We start from the raw sequence: 17464 nt of genomic DNA, 5'->3' as shown, positions 1-17464 counted from the left end.
ACACTCAAAACGGAACAGTTAATGAACGTACTTGTAATTGGCGGCGGTGGCCGCGAACACGCGCTAGCGTTTAAAGCAGCGCAGTCTTCTGATGTTTCAACAGTATTTGTAGCACCTGGCAATGCAGGCACAGCTACAGAACCTAAGCTTGAGAACGTAGCTATCGATGTAAATGATATTGCTGGCTTGGTTTCTTTTGCTCAGGGTAACGATGTTGAGCTTACTATTGTAGGCCCAGAAGCGCCGCTAGTTGCAGGTGTTGTTGATGCGTTCACAAACGCTGGTTTAATGATTTTTGGCCCCACTCAAGCTGCCGCGCAGCTTGAGGGCTCTAAAGCTTTTACCAAAGACTTTTTGGCTCGCCACAACATTCCAACGGCCGAGTATCAAAACTTCACAGAAATTGACCCAGCTATTGCCTATGTGCGTGAGAAAGGCGCGCCGATTGTAGTAAAGGCTGACGGTCTTGCTGCGGGTAAAGGTGTTATTGTTGCGATGACCCTTGAAGAAGCGGAAGACGCTATCCGCGACATGCTGGCAGGTAACGCGTTTGGCGAAGCCGGCAGCCGCGTAGTTATTGAAGAATTCCTAGACGGTGAAGAAGCGTCGTTCATTGTCATGGTAGACGGCAAAAACGTACTTCCTTTTGCCACCAGCCAAGACCACAAGCGTGCTGCTGACGGTGACAAAGGGCCGAACACAGGCGGAATGGGTGCATATTCTCCGGCTCCGGTTGTAACGCAGGACATTCACGACCGTATTATGCAAGAAGTGATTATGCCAACAGTTAACGGCATGGCTGCTGAAGGCAACGACTACGTTGGCTTTTTATATGCTGGCCTTATGATTATGGCTGATGGCACTCCAAAGGTAATCGAATACAACTGTCGCTTTGGCGATCCGGAAACCCAGCCAATCATGCTGCGCTTAAAGTCTGACTTGGTTCCACTTTGCCAAGCAGCGTGCAAAGGCGAACTTGCTGGTAAAACGATTGAGTTTGATGAGCGCGCGTCGGTAGGTGTTGTGCTTGCCGCTGGCGGCTATCCAGGCAGCTATGATAAAGGCGACGTGATTACTGGTTTCGAAGAAGCCGCTAAGTTAGACGGAAAGGTTTTCCATGCAGGCACCGCCCTGCAAGATGGCGAAGTGGTAACCGCAGGTGGCCGCGTACTTTGCGCTACAGCTTTGGGTAACAACGTTACCGAAGCGCAGCAAAAAGCCTACGAGCTACTAAAAGCCATTCAGTTTAAAGATGTGTACTACCGCACTGATATCGCGCACCGTGCGATTGCGCGTGAAGCTGAAGCCAAGTAGCCGAAAGCCTCATAGAAAGTGCTAAATGAACGCAGCGTAATGCTGCGTTCTTACATAATTACGAAAAGCCAGGGTGTGAATTCTACGCCCCCCACTTTTACTCTTACCTACTCTTACCACTTACTCACCATGCTAACGTGCAGTAAACGCAGAAATCGTAGTTTCCCAGCTACATATCACTGCTTAACCTGATACTAACGCTCAACACAAAAGAAAACTCGCGCTCAGTACATAAGCAATAAGGTATTGAATTTCACATCGAGTCTGATTTGGTACTTGCCGATAGTACTGTATACATTATAAATCTTTAATTTACTGACCTTCTCCATATGTTGCAGCGCATACAAGAACCTGTATGGTATTGGTTTCAATCCGCAAAGATGATTAACCACTTAGCGAGATTTAATAAGCTCAGGTAGTCCGCTTAAAAAGCGTATTATTTCATTCTAATAAAAGAGGTATCACCTGATGTCGAACACTAAACTTATAGCTGTGTTGCTTGTAGCAGTAGTGGCGAGTACCGCAGTGTGGTTCGCCTTTTTTGCCAAAGAATCTGCTCCAGATTTTACTGCTTATGCCGCAGGCCCCGACCGAAAAGCGGCATTTTTTGAGTATTTCACTCCTATTGTAGTCGAGGTGAACAAAGAGCTAGCCACCGACAGGGAGCAAATTCAAAGTTCATGCAACGCGGATGAAGCAGACAATCTAGACCAGTTCCTGACAAAGTTTCGTGTTGACGATGCTGACCTTGAACAGGAGTCAGCCTGCGAGGTTTTGTTAAGGCGTACCGACATTGTTCCTGCGTCGTTAGCTATTGCACAAGCAGCGAATGAAAGTGCATGGGGTACCTCTCGTTTTGCAAAATTAGGGAACAACTTTTTTGGTCAGTGGTGCTTCTCTAAGGGCTGCGGTATCGTTCCAAAATCGCGGGACACTAACAAAAATCATGAAGTGGCTGATTTCCGTTCGCCTGCCGACTCAGTAGAAAGCTACATGCTAAATTTAAACACCCACGATGCTTACAAACCATTGCGTAACATTCGCCAATCCTTACGTGAAGAAGACAAGGCTGTCACCGGGGTTGCGCTTAGCTATGGCTTAGGGAAGTATTCTGAGCGTGGCGATGAATATGGAAAAGAAATACGTGAGATGATCAGTTTTAATAAACTTGCAGTGCTGGACAAGTTAGATCTGAGTAAGCAGGAAGGCGAAGCCAATTAACTCAACCAGCTAGAGCGTGACGAGCTCTGTTGCGCATTTTTTTTATCGCCAAATGGCATGGCTTTTAGTCAAGGTGAGTGATTGCAGGTTAAAAGGAGTGGCATTTCTGCGACTCCTTCCAATTACGCGCTGCAAGTCAATCAATTAAAGTAGCGACAAATTATGGTTCACTACTTTGTCAGCTTCACCTTTCCAAACACCGACGCATCTTTATACCCCAAGTTTTTATCGCCGTTTACTGGGGTGATCTCATGAGAGCCTAAAAAGTGTTCTCTGTCGCCACCATCCGCATCGCAATAGGCAAGCATAAAGCCCAGTGTCATACCTTCTTTTAAGGTGACAGGCGAATTATCTTTTCCGTGTTGATAGCTATCATCAAATACACGTACCGCTGCTTCCCAATGAATCTTATGCGGCGCCGATATATCTCGCTGCCATTTGTTCTCTACGTGATCATTGTAGAGTTGTGGTACAGCCTCTCCTGCTTCATTTGGACCTATATCAACAACCTGATTATCTAACGCTAAGTGATAGGCAAACGCATTGTAGTTATTAAGGTGATCGCCACCAGAGGCATCAGCATCAATGAAAATTTCTAAACAGTCATCATCCCAATAACGTTCAAGGGGATTGGGATAGGTATCTGAGAGGTGATCGTCTTGTATTTCTGCCAACAGATACAGCGCATCCTTGTTCCATCGCAGTTTATATCGACCAGAAAAATCACCGGACTCAGGAGCCGAGCCCCACATAAGCGACGTCATTTCATGCCAATCGCCCCCTTTCCATGCAGCGTCATTGGCTACACCATCTATAACAGGTGGCGTTGATGAAAAAAGTACGCTGTCAGACTTAGCTTGTGCTGTGGGCACAGACATAGCCACAAGCAGTGCCGAGGTTAGTACTGCCCCTAAATGTTTTGCACTTTTCAATTGGATACGCTCTTTGTTTGCTTATTTGTATTTTAAACTACCATGTTTTGACCCCATCCGCGCTTGAAAATAGCACCGAACACCTCCTTCTTTTTTAGAAGCATTACCAATTTGCAACGGTAATTGGTATAAAAAGGACATTCGCTCCCACACCACCATGGCTATGTCATTTCAAAACGCGTGCTATCACATCCTTGCGCCTGCCAGCGAGGCTCACGAGTACAAAAAGCTCAGCAAAATATTTGATGTATTTCTTATCGCGTTAATTATCGTAAATGTTGTCGCTATGATGCTGGAAACAGTGCCGGGTATCCCTGCCATTTGGCAGTACGAACTTCATATAATCGAAGTGGTTTCAGTACTGATATTTACCGTTGAGTACTTTTTTCGTTTATACGGCAGCGCATCGGCCCCAAACCGCCCTAATCACGAACGTACAACGACATGGCAAAAGCGCTGGAGCTATTTGAAAAGTCCCATGGCGCTCGTCGACCTAATGGCAATTCTGCCTTTTTACTTAAGCGTTTTCGTGGCGTTCGATTTACGTATTTTGCGAATCTTCCGCGTAATGCGAATTCTAAAAATTGGGCGCTATTCGCGCTCTATGCAAACTCTCGTTACCGTATTGCGCAACGAGTCTCACAGCCTTATTGCGGCGTTAAGCGTACTTTTGTTGTTCACGATTATCGCCGCCACCTGTATTTATTACATTGAACATGCTGCTCAGCCCGATGTTTTTAGCAGTATTCCCGCTTCATTGTGGTGGGCACTCGTCACGCTGACCACGGTGGGCTATGGTGACGCCGTTCCTATAACTGCATTGGGTAAAATATTTGGCGGCCTCATAACTATTATGGGTATCTGTTTTTACGCCCTACCAGCGGGTATTTTATCTTCTAGCTACACGTCGCAGATGCAGCTAAAACGCGATAGGTTTAAAGACACAGTAAGAAGCGTTTTGGACGACGGAAAGTTGAGTGAGCACGATGTGCACCACCTAGAACATGTTCGCGCACTTCTGGATTTAGATGAAGAAGAGGCAAAGCTAATTGTGCGCCTATTGCAGCACCATCACAAACGGCTAGATGATTGATTAGACGCAGGCTGGAGCGAAAACGACTCCCAAGAATCGAGTGCTAAGCGCTTATACCTCCCCTTGATTCTTAGCTCACATCAGCTTATAACTAGTACCCGTCATTTCCAAAAAGAATTCCTATGTCTGTCAAACACCCTATTATTGCTATAACAGGTTCTTCTGGCGCGGGTACTACTACCACGACCAACGCTATACGCCATATTTTCAGGAACTTAAGTGTTAATGCTGCGGTTGTAGGAGGCGATAGTTTTCACCGTTTTACCCGCCCGGAAATGGAAGTGGAAATTCGCAAAGCCCAAGAGCAAGGCAGGCATATCAGCTACTTTGGCCCTAAAGCCAACGACTTTGAGCTACTGGAATCCCTGTTTAGGGAATACGGCAGCTCGGGTACAGGACAGTTTAGACAATACCTTCACACGTTCGATGAAGCCGTGCCTTTTAATCAAATGCCCGGCACCTTCACACCTTGGCAAGATTTACCCAAAAACACTGATTTGCTGTTCTATGAAGGTTTACATGGCGGTGTAAAAACGGAAGAAAATGACGTAGCAAAACATGTAGATTTACTGGTCGGCATGGTGCCGATTGTAAACTTAGAATGGATCCAAAAAATTGTACGCGACACCACTGACCGAGGACATTCTCGTGAAGCGGTAATGAGCAGCATAGTGCGAGGACTGGACGACTATTTCCACTACATCACGCCACAATTTTCACGCACCCACGTTAACTTCCAGCGCGTACCAACCGTTGATACCTCCAACCCCTTCAGTGCACGGGAAATTCCAACCCAAGATGAAAGCTTTGTGGTTGTGCGCTTTAGACGGGAAATGAAGACTGTGGACTACCCCTACCTCCTTCAAATGATCGACGGCGCGTTTATGTCTCGCATCAACACCTTGGTTGTACCCGGCGGAAAGATGGGCTTAGCCATGGAGCTCATTTTAACTCCGCTCCTTGAAGACATCTTAAATAAAAAGCGCAGAGCTGGTCATCAGATGGATTGGTTGAGCAGCGACGAGTAAGCCCAATATACATCGCTTCTATAGGCATGTATTTAAAACAGTAAGTCGTAATGGCTCATGCCCTGCGTCAATCTAGGTTCTATTCGGAAACTTTCTTGGTTTAGCTTCTTGATTTAGTTTCTTGATTTAGTTTCTTGATTTAGTTTCTTGATTTAGTTTCTCGACCTAGTTTTTGACACAGCAGGCTCCTATTATGACCACAATTAAAAGCCAACAAATTTGGGTAGACCAGCAAAACCTTGCCAACACTAACGTTGTTTCCCGCGATATAAACATCAGCGACTTACAGCAAGACGAAGTATTGCTTGAAACAGACAGCTTTGGCTTTTCTGCCAACAACATCACCTATGCTGCACTGGGTTTTAAAATGGGCTATTGGGGCTTTTTCCCTGCAAAGAGTGATAATGACGTTGATGAAGCACATGGCTTCGGTATTGTGCCCGTTTGGGGCTTTGCTACCGTTAAGGCGTCTTGTCATAGCGATATCAAAGTAGGTGAAAAGGTGTTCGGCTACCTGCCTATGGCTAGCCATTGGGTGATAAAAGCTGGCAAAGTTGCCCCTCACGGTTTTTCAGACATCCACGAAAAACGGAAGAGCATTAGCCCTGTTTACGATCAATATCTTCGCTGTGCCGCCGACCCCGGCTACGACAAAAACCGCGAAGCATGGCAGCTTAATTTTAGACCCCTTTATATGACTTCGTTTGTTCTCGATGACTATGTGGCAGAGAAAGCAAACAATGAAACCTTACTGTTGTCGAGCGCTTCGAGTAAAACCGCACTGGGTACAGCGCAACTACTTAAAGACCAAAAGGCCACTCGAAACGCAAGCTACAAGGTGGTTGGGCTAACCTCGAAACAAAACGTGGATTTGGTAAAAGCGTCCGGCTGCTACGATGAAGTGTATAGTTATGACGAACTCTCAGCCCTAAGTAGCGAAGGCAATAGCAGTAAAAGCAGCGATGCGCGCTACTGGCTGCTTGATTTCGCTGCCAACGGTACGTTGATTAATGACCTTACCAAGCAGCTTGGCGACAGCCTGAGCGACGTTACACTCATTGGTGCGACAGATTGGAAAGCCCAAGAGAAGCCCAACCCCAAATTGCTCAATGCAGAGATATTTTTCGCGCCAGCTCGCGTGAAACTGCGCCAACATGAATGGGGGCACGAGGCCTTTTTGGCAAAATACGCCAGTGCATGGAAACGCTTCGCAGAGAAAGTGAGCGATCAGTTTTATGAGCAATCGCACCGCGGAGCTGATGCTATAACGCAGTTATATTTAGAAACGCTTAATGGCTCGGCGCAAACAAAAGCCCTTAACGTCATCACTTTTGATTAGCGCCCCTTATGGATTACAACTTGAACTGCTGGTGTGTTGTTGCAGCGCCTACGTTTTTTACAGCTTGTAATCAACGGCAGTTCTCAATAAGTTTAGAGAGGAGAAATGCTTAACGGCCTCCTTTTCTCTAAAGCTTGCGGGGTCTTTTCTGGGTCTTTTCTGGGTCTTTACTGGGTCATTGCTGGGTCATTGCTGGATTTTGCTGTACATAAAAGAGCAACAGGCCCTAGACACTATTTGTAACAAACATCCCTAGCCTTTTACGCTTTTCTCGCTTTTGTATTTCACATCTTGTGGTTATAGTGAAACAAAAGTAAAACGAAAGGTATGAGTATGGGTCAGGAAACCTCTAAAATTCTCGTTGTTGATGATGACATGCGTCTGCGCAGCCTATTAGAGCGCTATTTGCTTGAGCAGGGCTATCAAGTTCGCAGTGCGGCTAACGCAGAACAAATGGACAGACTGCTTGAGCGCGAGAATTTTCACTTAATGGTTTTGGACCTTATGCTACCTGGCGAAGACGGCTTGTCTATATGCCGCAGATTGCGCCAGCAAGAAAACGACATGCCCATTATTATGCTTACTGCAAAAGGCGATGAAGTTGACCGTATTATCGGCCTTGAAATGGGCGCAGACGATTATTTGCCTAAACCATTTAACCCACGCGAGCTACTAGCACGCGCTAAAGCGGTATTGCGCAGACGCAGCAGCGAAGCGCCGGGCGCGCCGTCTAAAGATGTGCAAATTGTGGAATTTGGCAATTACAAACTGAACCTTGCCACCCGAGAAATGACAGCTGGCGATACACCTTTAACCCTGACAAGCGGTGAGTTTGCGGTATTGAAATCTCTGGTTACTCACCCACGTGAGCCTTTGTCACGAGACAAACTGATGAACCTAGCGCGTGGTCGCGACTACAGCGCATTAGAGCGCAGTATTGACGTTCAGGTTTCACGCTTACGAAGAATGCTTGAAGAAGACCCTGCCAACCCTCGTTATATACAAACTGTATGGGGATTGGGCTACGTATTCGTGCCTGATGGCGAACAAGTTTAGCACCTATGACTGATACGGCGGGCTCTACCGTCTTGGCCTGTGCGCAAGTGAAGTATGTTTACTCATGACCCCTAATTATGCGTTCACCTACTGCCATTCCAAACACTGGCTTATGATTCAAAGCGACGGCATGTTATGCGTTTAATTCCCAAAAGTGCATTTGGCCAAACCGTCATGCTTATTGGCGTGCTGTTGCTTATTAATCAGATTGTGTCCTACATCTCTGTTACCTATTACTTTATTCAGCCCAGCTACCAACAAATTAACAGTTTATTGGCCACCCAAGTTAAATCTGTGCTCGCAAACGATTTGCTGGTGACTAACCAAGAGACCCGAGACCGCTATTTTCAAAAAACACAGGTGCAGGTCTTTGACGAAAGTGTTGCCAAACAGAACGGATTAGAAAGCGCCGTATACTATAGCTATATTTCTTCTCAAGTTAGCGAGCAGCTCAGGCAACTTGCTGATGTACGTATTAGCACTACCACGCAGGCCAGTGATGAAAATGCACCTTACATTGTGTGGATATCCCTGAACCGATACCCAGACACGTGGATCTCTATTCCTATTTCAGGACTTAACGAAGCGAATATATCCCCTCTGACTATGTATTTAATGGTAATTGGTATATTAAGTGTGGCCGGGGGCTGGTTGTTTGTAAGACGCATGACCCGTCCATTGTCAGCCCTGCAAAAAGCAGCGATAGCGGTGGGTAAAGGCGAGCACCCGGCGCCGCTTCGCGAACAAGGCAGCACCGAAATGATTCAGGTTACCCGGGCGTTTAACCGCATGAATCAAGGTATTAAGCAGCTTGAGAATGACCGAAATATCATGACAGCAGGTATTTCTCACGACTTGCGCACACCGCTTACCCGTATTCGCCTTGCCTCAGAAATGCTGCCAGAAGATCAAGACTGGATTAAAGATGGCATTGTAAATGACATAGAAGACATGAATGCCATCATCGACCAGTTCATTGACTATGCGCGCTACGACACCGAAGAAGTCACTCAAGAAACTGATTTAAACGCGATTATTGCAGAGCTGGTACAAGCCAGACATTTAGACGACAAGCACCACATCGAACTCAAACTCAACGCCATTCCTCCGCTGTCACTTCGGCGAATTGCAATGAAACGCGTGATCGACAACCTCATCGAAAATGCTTTCAAGTACGGCTCGGACGATATTGCAATTAGCAGCTTTTACAATCGCCACGAAAAGCGCGTGTATTGCAAAGTACGCGACTTTGGCCCGGGAATACCGGAAGCGGAGCTCGACGGTGTATTCATGCCGTTTGCACAAGGCGACAAAGCCCGCAATTCGTCAGGTTCAGGCCTTGGCCTTGCCATAATAAGGCGAATTGTAGAAGCTCACGATGGTGAGGTGACGTTGCGAAATCATCCTCAGCAGGGCTTGGTCGCAGAGTTTTATTTACCTTATCAAACCCATTAAGCCCAAAAACACTACACGGATTGGTATTAGCTTCGGTGGTACTTAATTTTTCGGCTGTATCCATAAGACGCCAACCACAGCACGCAGCCGCCAAGGGGAATTACCCAAAACGCCGTAGTAAGTGGCGCGAAGTTCGCCCATAGTCCGGTAGAAAACGATGCCACTTGCACGCCAGTAGAGTTACCGATAATAGAAATACCAGAAAGTACGGGGCCGTTGTCACTGTCGATATTCATTGCCGCAGAAAGTGCTAACGGGAAGAGCCCACCTAGCCCTAAGCCAAGCAGTAAGTTACCAGCGCCAATCCCATAAAATGAAGGCATTAGTTTCAGTGCAAATACACCCGCTAGCGAGGCTGTTGCCATGATTACAATCATGCGGTGTACCGATACGAATCGCAGTAAAAACGGGAAGGTAAGACGACTAATCACCATGCCAGCGGTAAAAAATGCCAGTAAGGTTCTCGACTGCTCGCCAGTAAAGCCTAAGCCGTTTTGCGCATAGCTCACAAACCAGTTCGCGTTACCAAATTCTACAGCACCATAGCCAAAGGTAAGCAAAGTTAGAAATATGAAAACAGGCTGCTTAATAATGACCCCAAATGCCAAGGTCTTTTTAGGCGCTTTAGGCTGACCTTTAAGCACTTTTGCCTGAGAACGCGCCGCAATAAATGCATAGCACGAAAGCACAATCATAACGCCTGCCAACACCTGAATAGGTAAACGCCAGTTGTGCTCAACAAGGTATAACAGCGTTACAAAGAACGACGCCGCAAACGTTCCTAAACTGAACATAAAATCCATTAAGCCCATCATAGTAAAGCGCTTTTCTGCGTACATTCGTGCAATAAGCGTGTGGCCAATAGTAAATATTGTTGAGCTCACCACACCGATTAATACCGCTAACACCAAAAACCACTGCCAAGCGGTAAGTACTGACACAAGCAGCAACAGCGCCGTATTCATACTGAATAACGTGGCTAATAGCGGCATATACTCAAAGCGACTGGCATACTTGCCACCAATCACAGCGCCTAACATCATGCCTACAGAGAAGAGCGAAAAAAGTGCGCCACTGACTACTTCAGACATTTGCAAATCGGCTGCAATATCTGGCAGTAATATTCCCCACAAGAGAAACAATTTACCAATTAGAAAAAAACCAGCGAAAATAACGATGGTGGCAGGAAGTCGGCTCATTTAGGCTCCATGGCTGATATCAGTAGAAAGACATCCGATTTAGGCGTGAGGGCACAGCGTAGTTATGCCCTTGAACACAAAGTGAACCTTTTGAGGGCGCTGACCTTTACTGTGCAAGAAAGAACAGCAGCCCTTAATTATCACATAATCACTACCTTTACAGATTGCTGATAATCGCAAGAAATTGCAAGTGAAAGCGTTTTCCCTTTTTCATCCCACATTACAGGCACGCTCCTGCCATCAATTGAAACGCTCTGTGGTTTTTCGCTTAAACCGTGCACGATGTAAGTGATGTCTCGCTGCTCTGGCATGCCTATATAGCTGCCTTCGCTATCAAGCGTCAGGGTTAATGCGGCCTTATCGTCTACTGACGCATTAAGAAGTAGCTTTGTATATAAGCCTTTTTTGACAGACGCTGGATTTTTGCCGTCATCCTCGTAATAAGTATATGAAGATGAATTCACTGAATTGTCATGCCAGTAGTGCATTTCTATTTTACGGGCATCAAACTGCTCTGTGCGGCTAAGCCCTTTAGTCATTGGCATAAAGCTTCCCGCTTTTACCCACACTGGGTAATTATCTTGGCTTAGCGGGTAGTTAACGGTTTGACCACCTTGGTATTTCGTATCAGAGAAAAAATCAAACCATACGCCTTCGGGAAGCAAAGTCGGCCACTCCGCTTGGTTAGCGCTCGTCACAGGCGAAACTAACAGACCATCGCCCCACAGATAACTGTCTGCATTTTCAAACCAATCGCTTTCACCGTACGCCATAGCTAACGGGCGCATTAATGGCGTGCCGTAAAGCGCATTTTCAAAGGCCAATGAATAGTTATAAGGCAGCATGTCGTAGCGAAGTTGGATAAACTTGCGCGCAATAGACTTTACGGGATCGGCGTGGAAAATTGGCTCTGGCGCAATATTATCTTGGGCATGAGGCCTAAATACCGGTGAAAAGGTACCGAACTGAAGCCATCTTGTATAAAGCTCAGGATCAAAGGTTTCGCCTCCAGCAAACCCACCTAAGTCGGAATGGGTATACGCCATTCCAAAAACACTCATTTGGAGTGCCAACTCTACCTGAGGTTTAAGTCCGCCCCAGCTTCGACTCACATCGCCTGTCCACGGCACCATTCCATACCGTTGACTGCCCAAAAATCCTGAACGCATCAGCACAAAGGGGCGCGTATCAGGCTGAAGCTCTGTTAAGTTGTTATATACGGTTTTCGCCCACTGGTGACCATAGGCATTGTGCACTTCTGCGCCGCTTACTTTTGTAGACTGCCACATGTGCTGAATGTCATCAGGGTGCACTTCAGGCTCGCCCAAGTCGCCCCACCAGCCGGCAACACCCTGTGCAGCAAGCTTTTCATAATATTGCCAAAACCAATTTTGACCCGCTTCACTGAACACATCGACAAGGCCGGTATTGCCAAAATAGAAATCGAAGGTATACGGCGCACCATCATCGTTTTGAGCAAGGGCATTACTGGCAACGGCGCTATCCCATTGCTTTGACGTCGTAAGAATAAAAGGCTCTGTTATAAGCACGGTTTTCACGTCTTGAGCGCGTAGCTCACTAATCATTTTCTCGGGCTCAGGGAAAGTGGCGGCGTCCCAACTTAAGTTCCCCATGTGCCCCTTAATGTCTTTACCAAACCAATATAAATCGAGCACTACGGCATCAACGGGAATATCTTGCGTGTTAAAGGCATCGACGACATCCATCACTTCATTTTGTGATTTATAGCCAAATCGAGATGCAAAGTTACCCAGCAGCCAGCGTGGAGGAAGCGGCTGTTTTCCCGTAACTGCTACGGTATTCGTAACCGTGTCTTCTAAATTTTCACCCAACACCATGATGTAGCTAGCACGGCCGCCTTGTGCCTTAAATAGCAACTCGTCGCTGTTCGTTTTGCCAATATCTAGCTCACCAGAAGCGGTGTTATCGAACAATACGCTGTAATTTTTTGACGACATCACAGCCGACAAACCAAAGTACATTTGATTTGAGGACGTGGTGTAACCATAGTGTGCTTTGTTATAAAGCGGCATGCTATGACCACGACGATCCATACCTAAAACGCGCTGGCCGCCACCGTAGAGTTTTTCGTTTTCATCTAACGCAAACGACAGGCTGACGCCGTTATCAGAAATGTTTAGCCCATCTTGTTCTTTTGCTACTACTTTGCCGTTTACCGAGTAACTGATAACGTGCGTTGATTTATCGACATGTGCAGAAATATTATTGAATTTCAAGGTAAGCGTTGTTGCGGTTTCTTCTAGCTCAACATCGCCTGCGATATCTTTTGTAACTGCACTCGTGGCTTCCTCAGGAAGTGCCATAGAAGGTAGGTTTGCGTAGGGCGCACCTTTGCCATCGGTAAGGTAGGTTACCTGAAAACTGTTGTTACGCAGCGCCTTTATCTTAAAATCATTAGTATCCGTATCAATGGTAAGCGTTGCGTTTTCAAGTGTTGCTGTTTGAACTTCCGCTAGCGCATTTGCCGAAAAGAGTGCAAAACCCGCACATGCCAGTGATACACGCAGTTGCCTGTCTATCATACTTAAAACCTTTTTTATGCTTCGATGCGAAGCGCGCTTAATTAAAGCCTACTTGTGTAAGGTGAATGATAGCCAGTGCATTGCTCAACTTAAATAAACATACGTATTCATAATGTTAAATTTGTTAACAACAATTGCTTTATTAATGATTATCTCTTTGGCTCACTTACTGATATAAAAAGATGTATAAACAGGGAGTCTATTAATCATTGGAGAATACTTCGTTATGCCTTATGCGCCGATGCCAACCTTTCCTAATAAAGTTAATCTAAAGCGAAATGAATGATGCGATGGATGTTGTTTGGTGTCATTACATCTTTATTTGGGTTTTATTGCTTTGTCAGATTATTTCAGCCTAGCGCATTTATTCATGTTGGAGATAATACCGTCGCTTTAGCGACAGTATTTATTGACTCCAGTTGGGACATCCAACAATCGGGATTTGATCGCGAAGAGTTATTTGAGGTTGTCAGTAAACATAACCTCCCACAAGGCGTTGTGTATTTACATGTTCCAGTTATTTATGATGCTCAAAACAAATTAACTCCACCACCAAACAATAAACAAAGAGAGATTAGTATTTTTGATACTTCGCTACTTATCGAAACTGCTCCTCTAGATCCATTTGGCGTGCCCTACACCCTAAGACTTATCTCTATTGATAAACAGAAATACTGGATAAGAGATAGTCATATGGACAGCGCACTTTTTCAGTACAAGGCCGACATCAACTTTACTCCAGTATCCACAAATTGGTTTAGCTCAATGCTCTAATATTAAAGGTGCCATTAAAACAGCTAGCTCTCGAAAGCCTAATAATACCAATCCGCATAAAAAAGCCCGCAACACGGTGCGGGCAAAACATCAATCACGTTGAGTGTGATGAACGTTGGGAAGGGGCGAACCGAGTGTTAGTTACCCGGCCCGGCTTTAACGATAGCGTCGCTAACGTCGTATTTTTCAAAGTTCTGTTTAAAATCGTTAACTAAGTTAGCGGCGTATTCGTTGTACTTCTCTTTGTCTGCCCACGTGTTTTGTGGCACAAGCAAATTGCTGTCTACGCCTTCAATGGCAACTGGCACATCTAGGTTTAACGCCTCAATGTGCTGGGTTTCAACATCAGCCAAATTGCCCGATACAATTGCGTCGATGATGGCGCGCGTAGTAGGGATATCAAAACGGCTACCTGTGCCGTAAGGGCCGCCTGTCCAACCGGTATTAACCAAGTAAACCTTAGCGCCAAACGCTTTAACACGCTTAATCAGAAGCTCTGCATACACGCCTGCTGGACGTGGGAAGAAAGGCGCACCAAAACACGTTGAGAAGGTTGATTCAATATCGCTAGTAGAGCCAATTTCAGTAGAGCCTACTTTCGCTGTGTAACCGCTTAAGAAGTGATACGCCGCAGCTTCTTCACTTAACACTGAAACAGGAGGCAATACGCCACTTACGTCACAGGTCAAAAATACAACTGAGCGAGGTTCGCCGCCTCGGTTTTCAGCAACGCGCTTTTCAATGTGTGAAAGCGGATAGGCCGCACGTGAGTTTTGGGTTAACGATGTGTCGGTATAGTCCGGCGTGCGTGTTTCATCAAGCACTACGTTTTCTAGGATGGTACCAAACTTGATAGCATTCCAAATTACTGGCTCGTTCTTTTGAGATAGGTCGATACATTTAGCGTAGCAACCGCCTTCAATATTAAATACGCTACCTGGTGCCCAGCCGTGCTCGTCGTCACCAATCAAGAAGCGTTTAGGATCGGCTGAAAGCGTGGTTTTACCTGTGCCTGAAAGACCGAAAAACAGAGTCACATCGCCTTCTTCACCCACGTTGGCAGAACAGTGCATAGGTAGCACGTCTTTTGCCGGAAGCAGGAAGTTTTGCACGGAGAACATGGCTTTTTTCATTTCACCTGCGTAACGCATGCCTGCAATCAACACACGCTTTTTAGCGAAGTTGATGATAACTGTGCCATCACTGTTTGTGCCGTCACGCTCTGGCTCGCAAGTGAAACCAGGTACGTTTAAGATTTGCCAAGGCTGGTCGCCTTTAACATTCCATTGTTCAGGAATAATAAAAAGGTTGCGGGCAAAAACGTGCTGCCACGCGGTTTGCGTTCTTACTTCAAGCGACAAAGCATGTTCAGGATCGGAGCCCACTTGAAGGTGTGAAAGAAAGTGTTCTTGGGTAGACAGGTAGGCTTCAACGCGGTCCCACAGCGCATCAAATTTGTCAGCGTCAAAAGGCTTGTTCACCTTGCCCCAATCGATGTCATTTTCGGTTGTTGACTCTTTAACGATAAATCTATCATTTGGAGAGCGACCGGTTCGTTTTCCTGTCTCAACGACAAGCGCCCCGTTTTTGTCAAGGACACCTTCGCCGCGCTTTACGGCGCGCTCGATAAGTTCTGCATTTGGCAGGTCGGTGAGTGGCGTTACTTTCAGATCCGTTTGAATTGAGGCTGCTGCGGTCATGGCTGTTACCCTATATGTAATTTTTCAAAAGCACTTTCAAAAAAGTATCACCTCTTCGAGTGTAATGTAAACAAGGCCTAGCGCGCATTTATAAAACACATACTCACTATTTCTCATATGTTAATTTCATAAATATTGTAAATTAATTACAAGGAAAGCCTTTTCCTTGGATATAAATGCAAAAATAGGGCGTAGAAAACCTATATTGATCGATGAATTTCAAAATAAAAAATGACAATTTTTTTTAGAAAGTGAAGGTGAAAATTTTCACCACGACAGGAAGAAAAGGAAAATAGGATGATGTAGGAAAGTTAAACACTTACTACTGGGCATTTTTTAACCACAAGTGAAGTGTTGGGAAAATGAACCTATCTAGACGGTGAGAGATTCAGAAACAAAAAAGCACCTTCGAAAGAAGGTGCTTTAACACAGCAGTAAACAAGTAGTTACTGATTTGAAGACGGTGCGTCGAAGTTGCCGCTGTGAATAGCCTCTACGTCGATACTATCGAAGCGATATTCGGTATGACAATACTGGCAGTTCATTTTGATCGCACCTTCTTCAGCAATAATTGCGTGAAGCTCAGACTTCTCAACGTGACGAAGTGCTTCAGCGCTGCGCTCCTTTGAGCATGAGCAGGCAAAGGTTACGTCCTTCGCTGGATACACTTCCACGTCTTCTTGGTGGTAAAGACGATATAAAATGTCTTCAACCGACAACGTAAACATCTCTTCTTTGGTCAACGTTTGAGTAAGTTTAGAGATATGAGCAAACTCATTGGCTTGCGACACATCAGTAGCGCTGGCATCAGTCGGTAAGACCTGAAGTAACACACCCGACGCTTTCGCGTTTTTAGGGTCGCTCATGTCGGTCATTAGGTGCACGCTGGTCGCTAGCTGCTCTGACTGAGCAAAGTAGCCTTCAATACATTCAGCTAAAGAAGGCTTATCTAATGCAACAACGCCTTGATAACGCTCGCCTTCATCTGGTGTGATAGTAATGACCAATACCGCTTGAGACAATAACTCTGAAAACGTTTCTGGCAATGTTTCTAATGTCTCGTCCCAGCGCGCTACACCGCGAAGCGTTTGTTCGTGAGTGGCGTTTAACACCGCGTAACTTACTGGGCCTTTGCTTTGAATTTGAAGAGAAATTTCACCTTTAAACTTAAGCGTTGCCGTTAACAATGACGTCGCTGCCGCCATTTCACTTAGCAATGTTTGAATTTGCACAGGGTATTCATAGCTGTGCACAATTTGATTTAAGCTCTCATCAAGACGAACCAATTCGCCACGAACGTTAGCTTGGGTAAATAAGAAGCGGTGTAATTTATCGAAATCGCTCATAACTAATCCTGTTGAGCAGCTCATTATTGCTGCTTAAATTTAATAATCTGTCGTCGCTGCTTTTTATCAGGTCTATGATCTGGTTTAGGGCTGTGAAAGGCGTTCATTTTGCGCGCCGTTTGGTTTTCTTCACGTTTTGTTACACTTTCAATCGTCTCTTCAAAAAGCGCCTGCGCCAAAGGCGCGCTCAAACGCTTGTCGCTTAAGCCTAGCACCTTAATTTCACGATTATCCCATCCTGAGGGAACTTTAATCATGGCGCCAAGCTCTACATGCTTACCAGGTTTGGCTCTTTGCCCGTTGTACTGGACTTTTCCCGACTGCACCATGTCTCTTGCTATTGCGCGGGTCTTAAAGAACCTTGCAGCCCATAGCCACTTGTCCAGCCTGACATTTTGTGTTGTATTGTTGCTATCCGATTGGCTCATGTAATATTTTCGTAA

14 protein-coding genes are annotated in these 17464 nt (G+C 45.8%); 8 read left to right on the top strand and 6 right to left on the bottom strand.

The window, feature by feature from the left end:
- Positions 1-21 precede the first annotated feature (21 nt).
- Both purD and AWH61_RS12255 read left to right on the top strand, forming a co-directional pair.
- The gene (gene purD, locus AWH61_RS12260; RefSeq protein WP_014977766.1) at positions 22-1314 is read left to right on the top strand and encodes a phosphoribosylamine--glycine ligase; all 1293 of its coding nucleotides are present in this window, start codon (positions 22-24) and stop codon (positions 1312-1314) included.
- A 468-nt stretch (positions 1315-1782) separates the two neighbouring features.
- Complete coding sequence (locus AWH61_RS12255; protein ID WP_075177194.1) at positions 1783-2535, top strand: glucosaminidase domain-containing protein; 753 nt, start codon at positions 1783-1785, stop codon at positions 2533-2535.
- Positions 2536-2705: 170 nt separating this feature from the next.
- On the opposite strand, the gene AWH61_RS12250 is transcribed toward AWH61_RS12255, so the two are convergent.
- On the bottom strand, positions 2706-3467 hold the full coding sequence (locus tag AWH61_RS12250; protein ID WP_075177193.1) for a sugar-binding protein: 762 nt from the start codon (positions 3465-3467) through the stop codon (positions 2706-2708).
- A gap of 157 nt (positions 3468-3624) precedes the next feature.
- On the opposite strand from AWH61_RS12250, the gene AWH61_RS12245 reads away from it, so the two are divergent.
- The 5 genes from AWH61_RS12245 (at position 3625) to envZ (ending at position 9438) form a co-directional block, all read left to right on the top strand.
- Positions 3625-4560: an ion transporter gene (locus tag AWH61_RS12245; protein ID WP_075177192.1), complete on the top strand. Its 936-nt coding sequence runs from the start codon at positions 3625-3627 to the stop codon at positions 4558-4560.
- Positions 4561-4682: 122 nt separating this feature from the next.
- Positions 4683-5588 (top strand): phosphoribulokinase, encoded by a 906-nt coding sequence (locus AWH61_RS12240; RefSeq protein ID WP_014951296.1) that lies wholly within the window; start codon positions 4683-4685, stop codon positions 5586-5588.
- A gap of 193 nt (positions 5589-5781) precedes the next feature.
- Positions 5782-6927, top strand: coding sequence for a DUF2855 family protein (locus tag AWH61_RS12235; protein ID WP_075177191.1), 1146 nt, complete (start codon positions 5782-5784; stop codon positions 6925-6927).
- 333 nt (positions 6928-7260) lie between these two features.
- Positions 7261-7983 carry an osmolarity response regulator transcription factor OmpR gene (gene ompR, locus AWH61_RS12230; RefSeq protein WP_014951298.1) on the top strand — a complete coding sequence of 241 codons (723 nt, stop codon included), beginning with the start codon at positions 7261-7263 and terminating at the stop codon, positions 7981-7983.
- Between the two features lie 135 nt (positions 7984-8118).
- On the top strand, positions 8119-9438 hold the full coding sequence (envZ, locus tag AWH61_RS12225) for a two-component system sensor histidine kinase EnvZ (protein WP_014951299.1): 1320 nt from the start codon (positions 8119-8121) through the stop codon (positions 9436-9438).
- Between the two features lie 26 nt (positions 9439-9464).
- Here the strand turns inward: envZ and AWH61_RS12220 are convergent, their stop codons facing one another.
- Positions 9465-10637, bottom strand: a complete 1173-nt coding sequence (locus AWH61_RS12220; protein ID WP_075177190.1) for an MFS transporter — start codon at positions 10635-10637, stop codon at positions 9465-9467.
- A 140-nt stretch (positions 10638-10777) separates the two neighbouring features.
- Entirely contained in the window at positions 10778-13201 is a 2424-nt protein-coding gene (locus AWH61_RS12215) for a glycoside hydrolase family 31 protein (protein ID WP_075177189.1), read from the bottom strand.
- Between the two features lie 282 nt (positions 13202-13483).
- On the opposite strand from AWH61_RS12215, the gene AWH61_RS12210 reads away from it, so the two are divergent.
- Positions 13484-13975, top strand: a complete 492-nt coding sequence (locus AWH61_RS12210) for a hypothetical protein (RefSeq protein WP_075177188.1) — start codon at positions 13484-13486, stop codon at positions 13973-13975.
- Positions 13976-14112: 137 nt separating this feature from the next.
- Here AWH61_RS12210 and AWH61_RS12205 read toward each other — a convergent pair whose 3' ends face one another.
- From AWH61_RS12205 to hslR, 3 genes are all read right to left on the bottom strand, one after another.
- The gene (locus AWH61_RS12205; protein WP_075177187.1) at positions 14113-15675 is read right to left on the bottom strand and encodes a phosphoenolpyruvate carboxykinase; all 1563 of its coding nucleotides are present in this window, start codon (positions 15673-15675) and stop codon (positions 14113-14115) included.
- Positions 15676-16121: 446 nt separating this feature from the next.
- Positions 16122-17021 carry an Hsp33 family molecular chaperone HslO gene (hslO, locus tag AWH61_RS12200; RefSeq protein ID WP_014951303.1) on the bottom strand — a complete coding sequence of 300 codons (900 nt, stop codon included), beginning with the start codon at positions 17019-17021 and terminating at the stop codon, positions 16122-16124.
- A 23-nt stretch (positions 17022-17044) separates the two neighbouring features.
- Entirely contained in the window at positions 17045-17449 is a 405-nt protein-coding gene (gene hslR, locus AWH61_RS12195; protein ID WP_014977772.1) for a ribosome-associated heat shock protein Hsp15, read from the bottom strand.
- Positions 17450-17464: the final 15 nt, after the last annotated feature.

The sequence above is a fragment of the Alteromonas sp. W12 genome, from assembly GCF_001924945.1.
In the GTDB taxonomy this organism is placed as follows: domain Bacteria; phylum Pseudomonadota; class Gammaproteobacteria; order Enterobacterales; family Alteromonadaceae; genus Alteromonas; species Alteromonas macleodii.
This window is presented reverse-complemented; position numbering and strand designations above follow the sequence as displayed.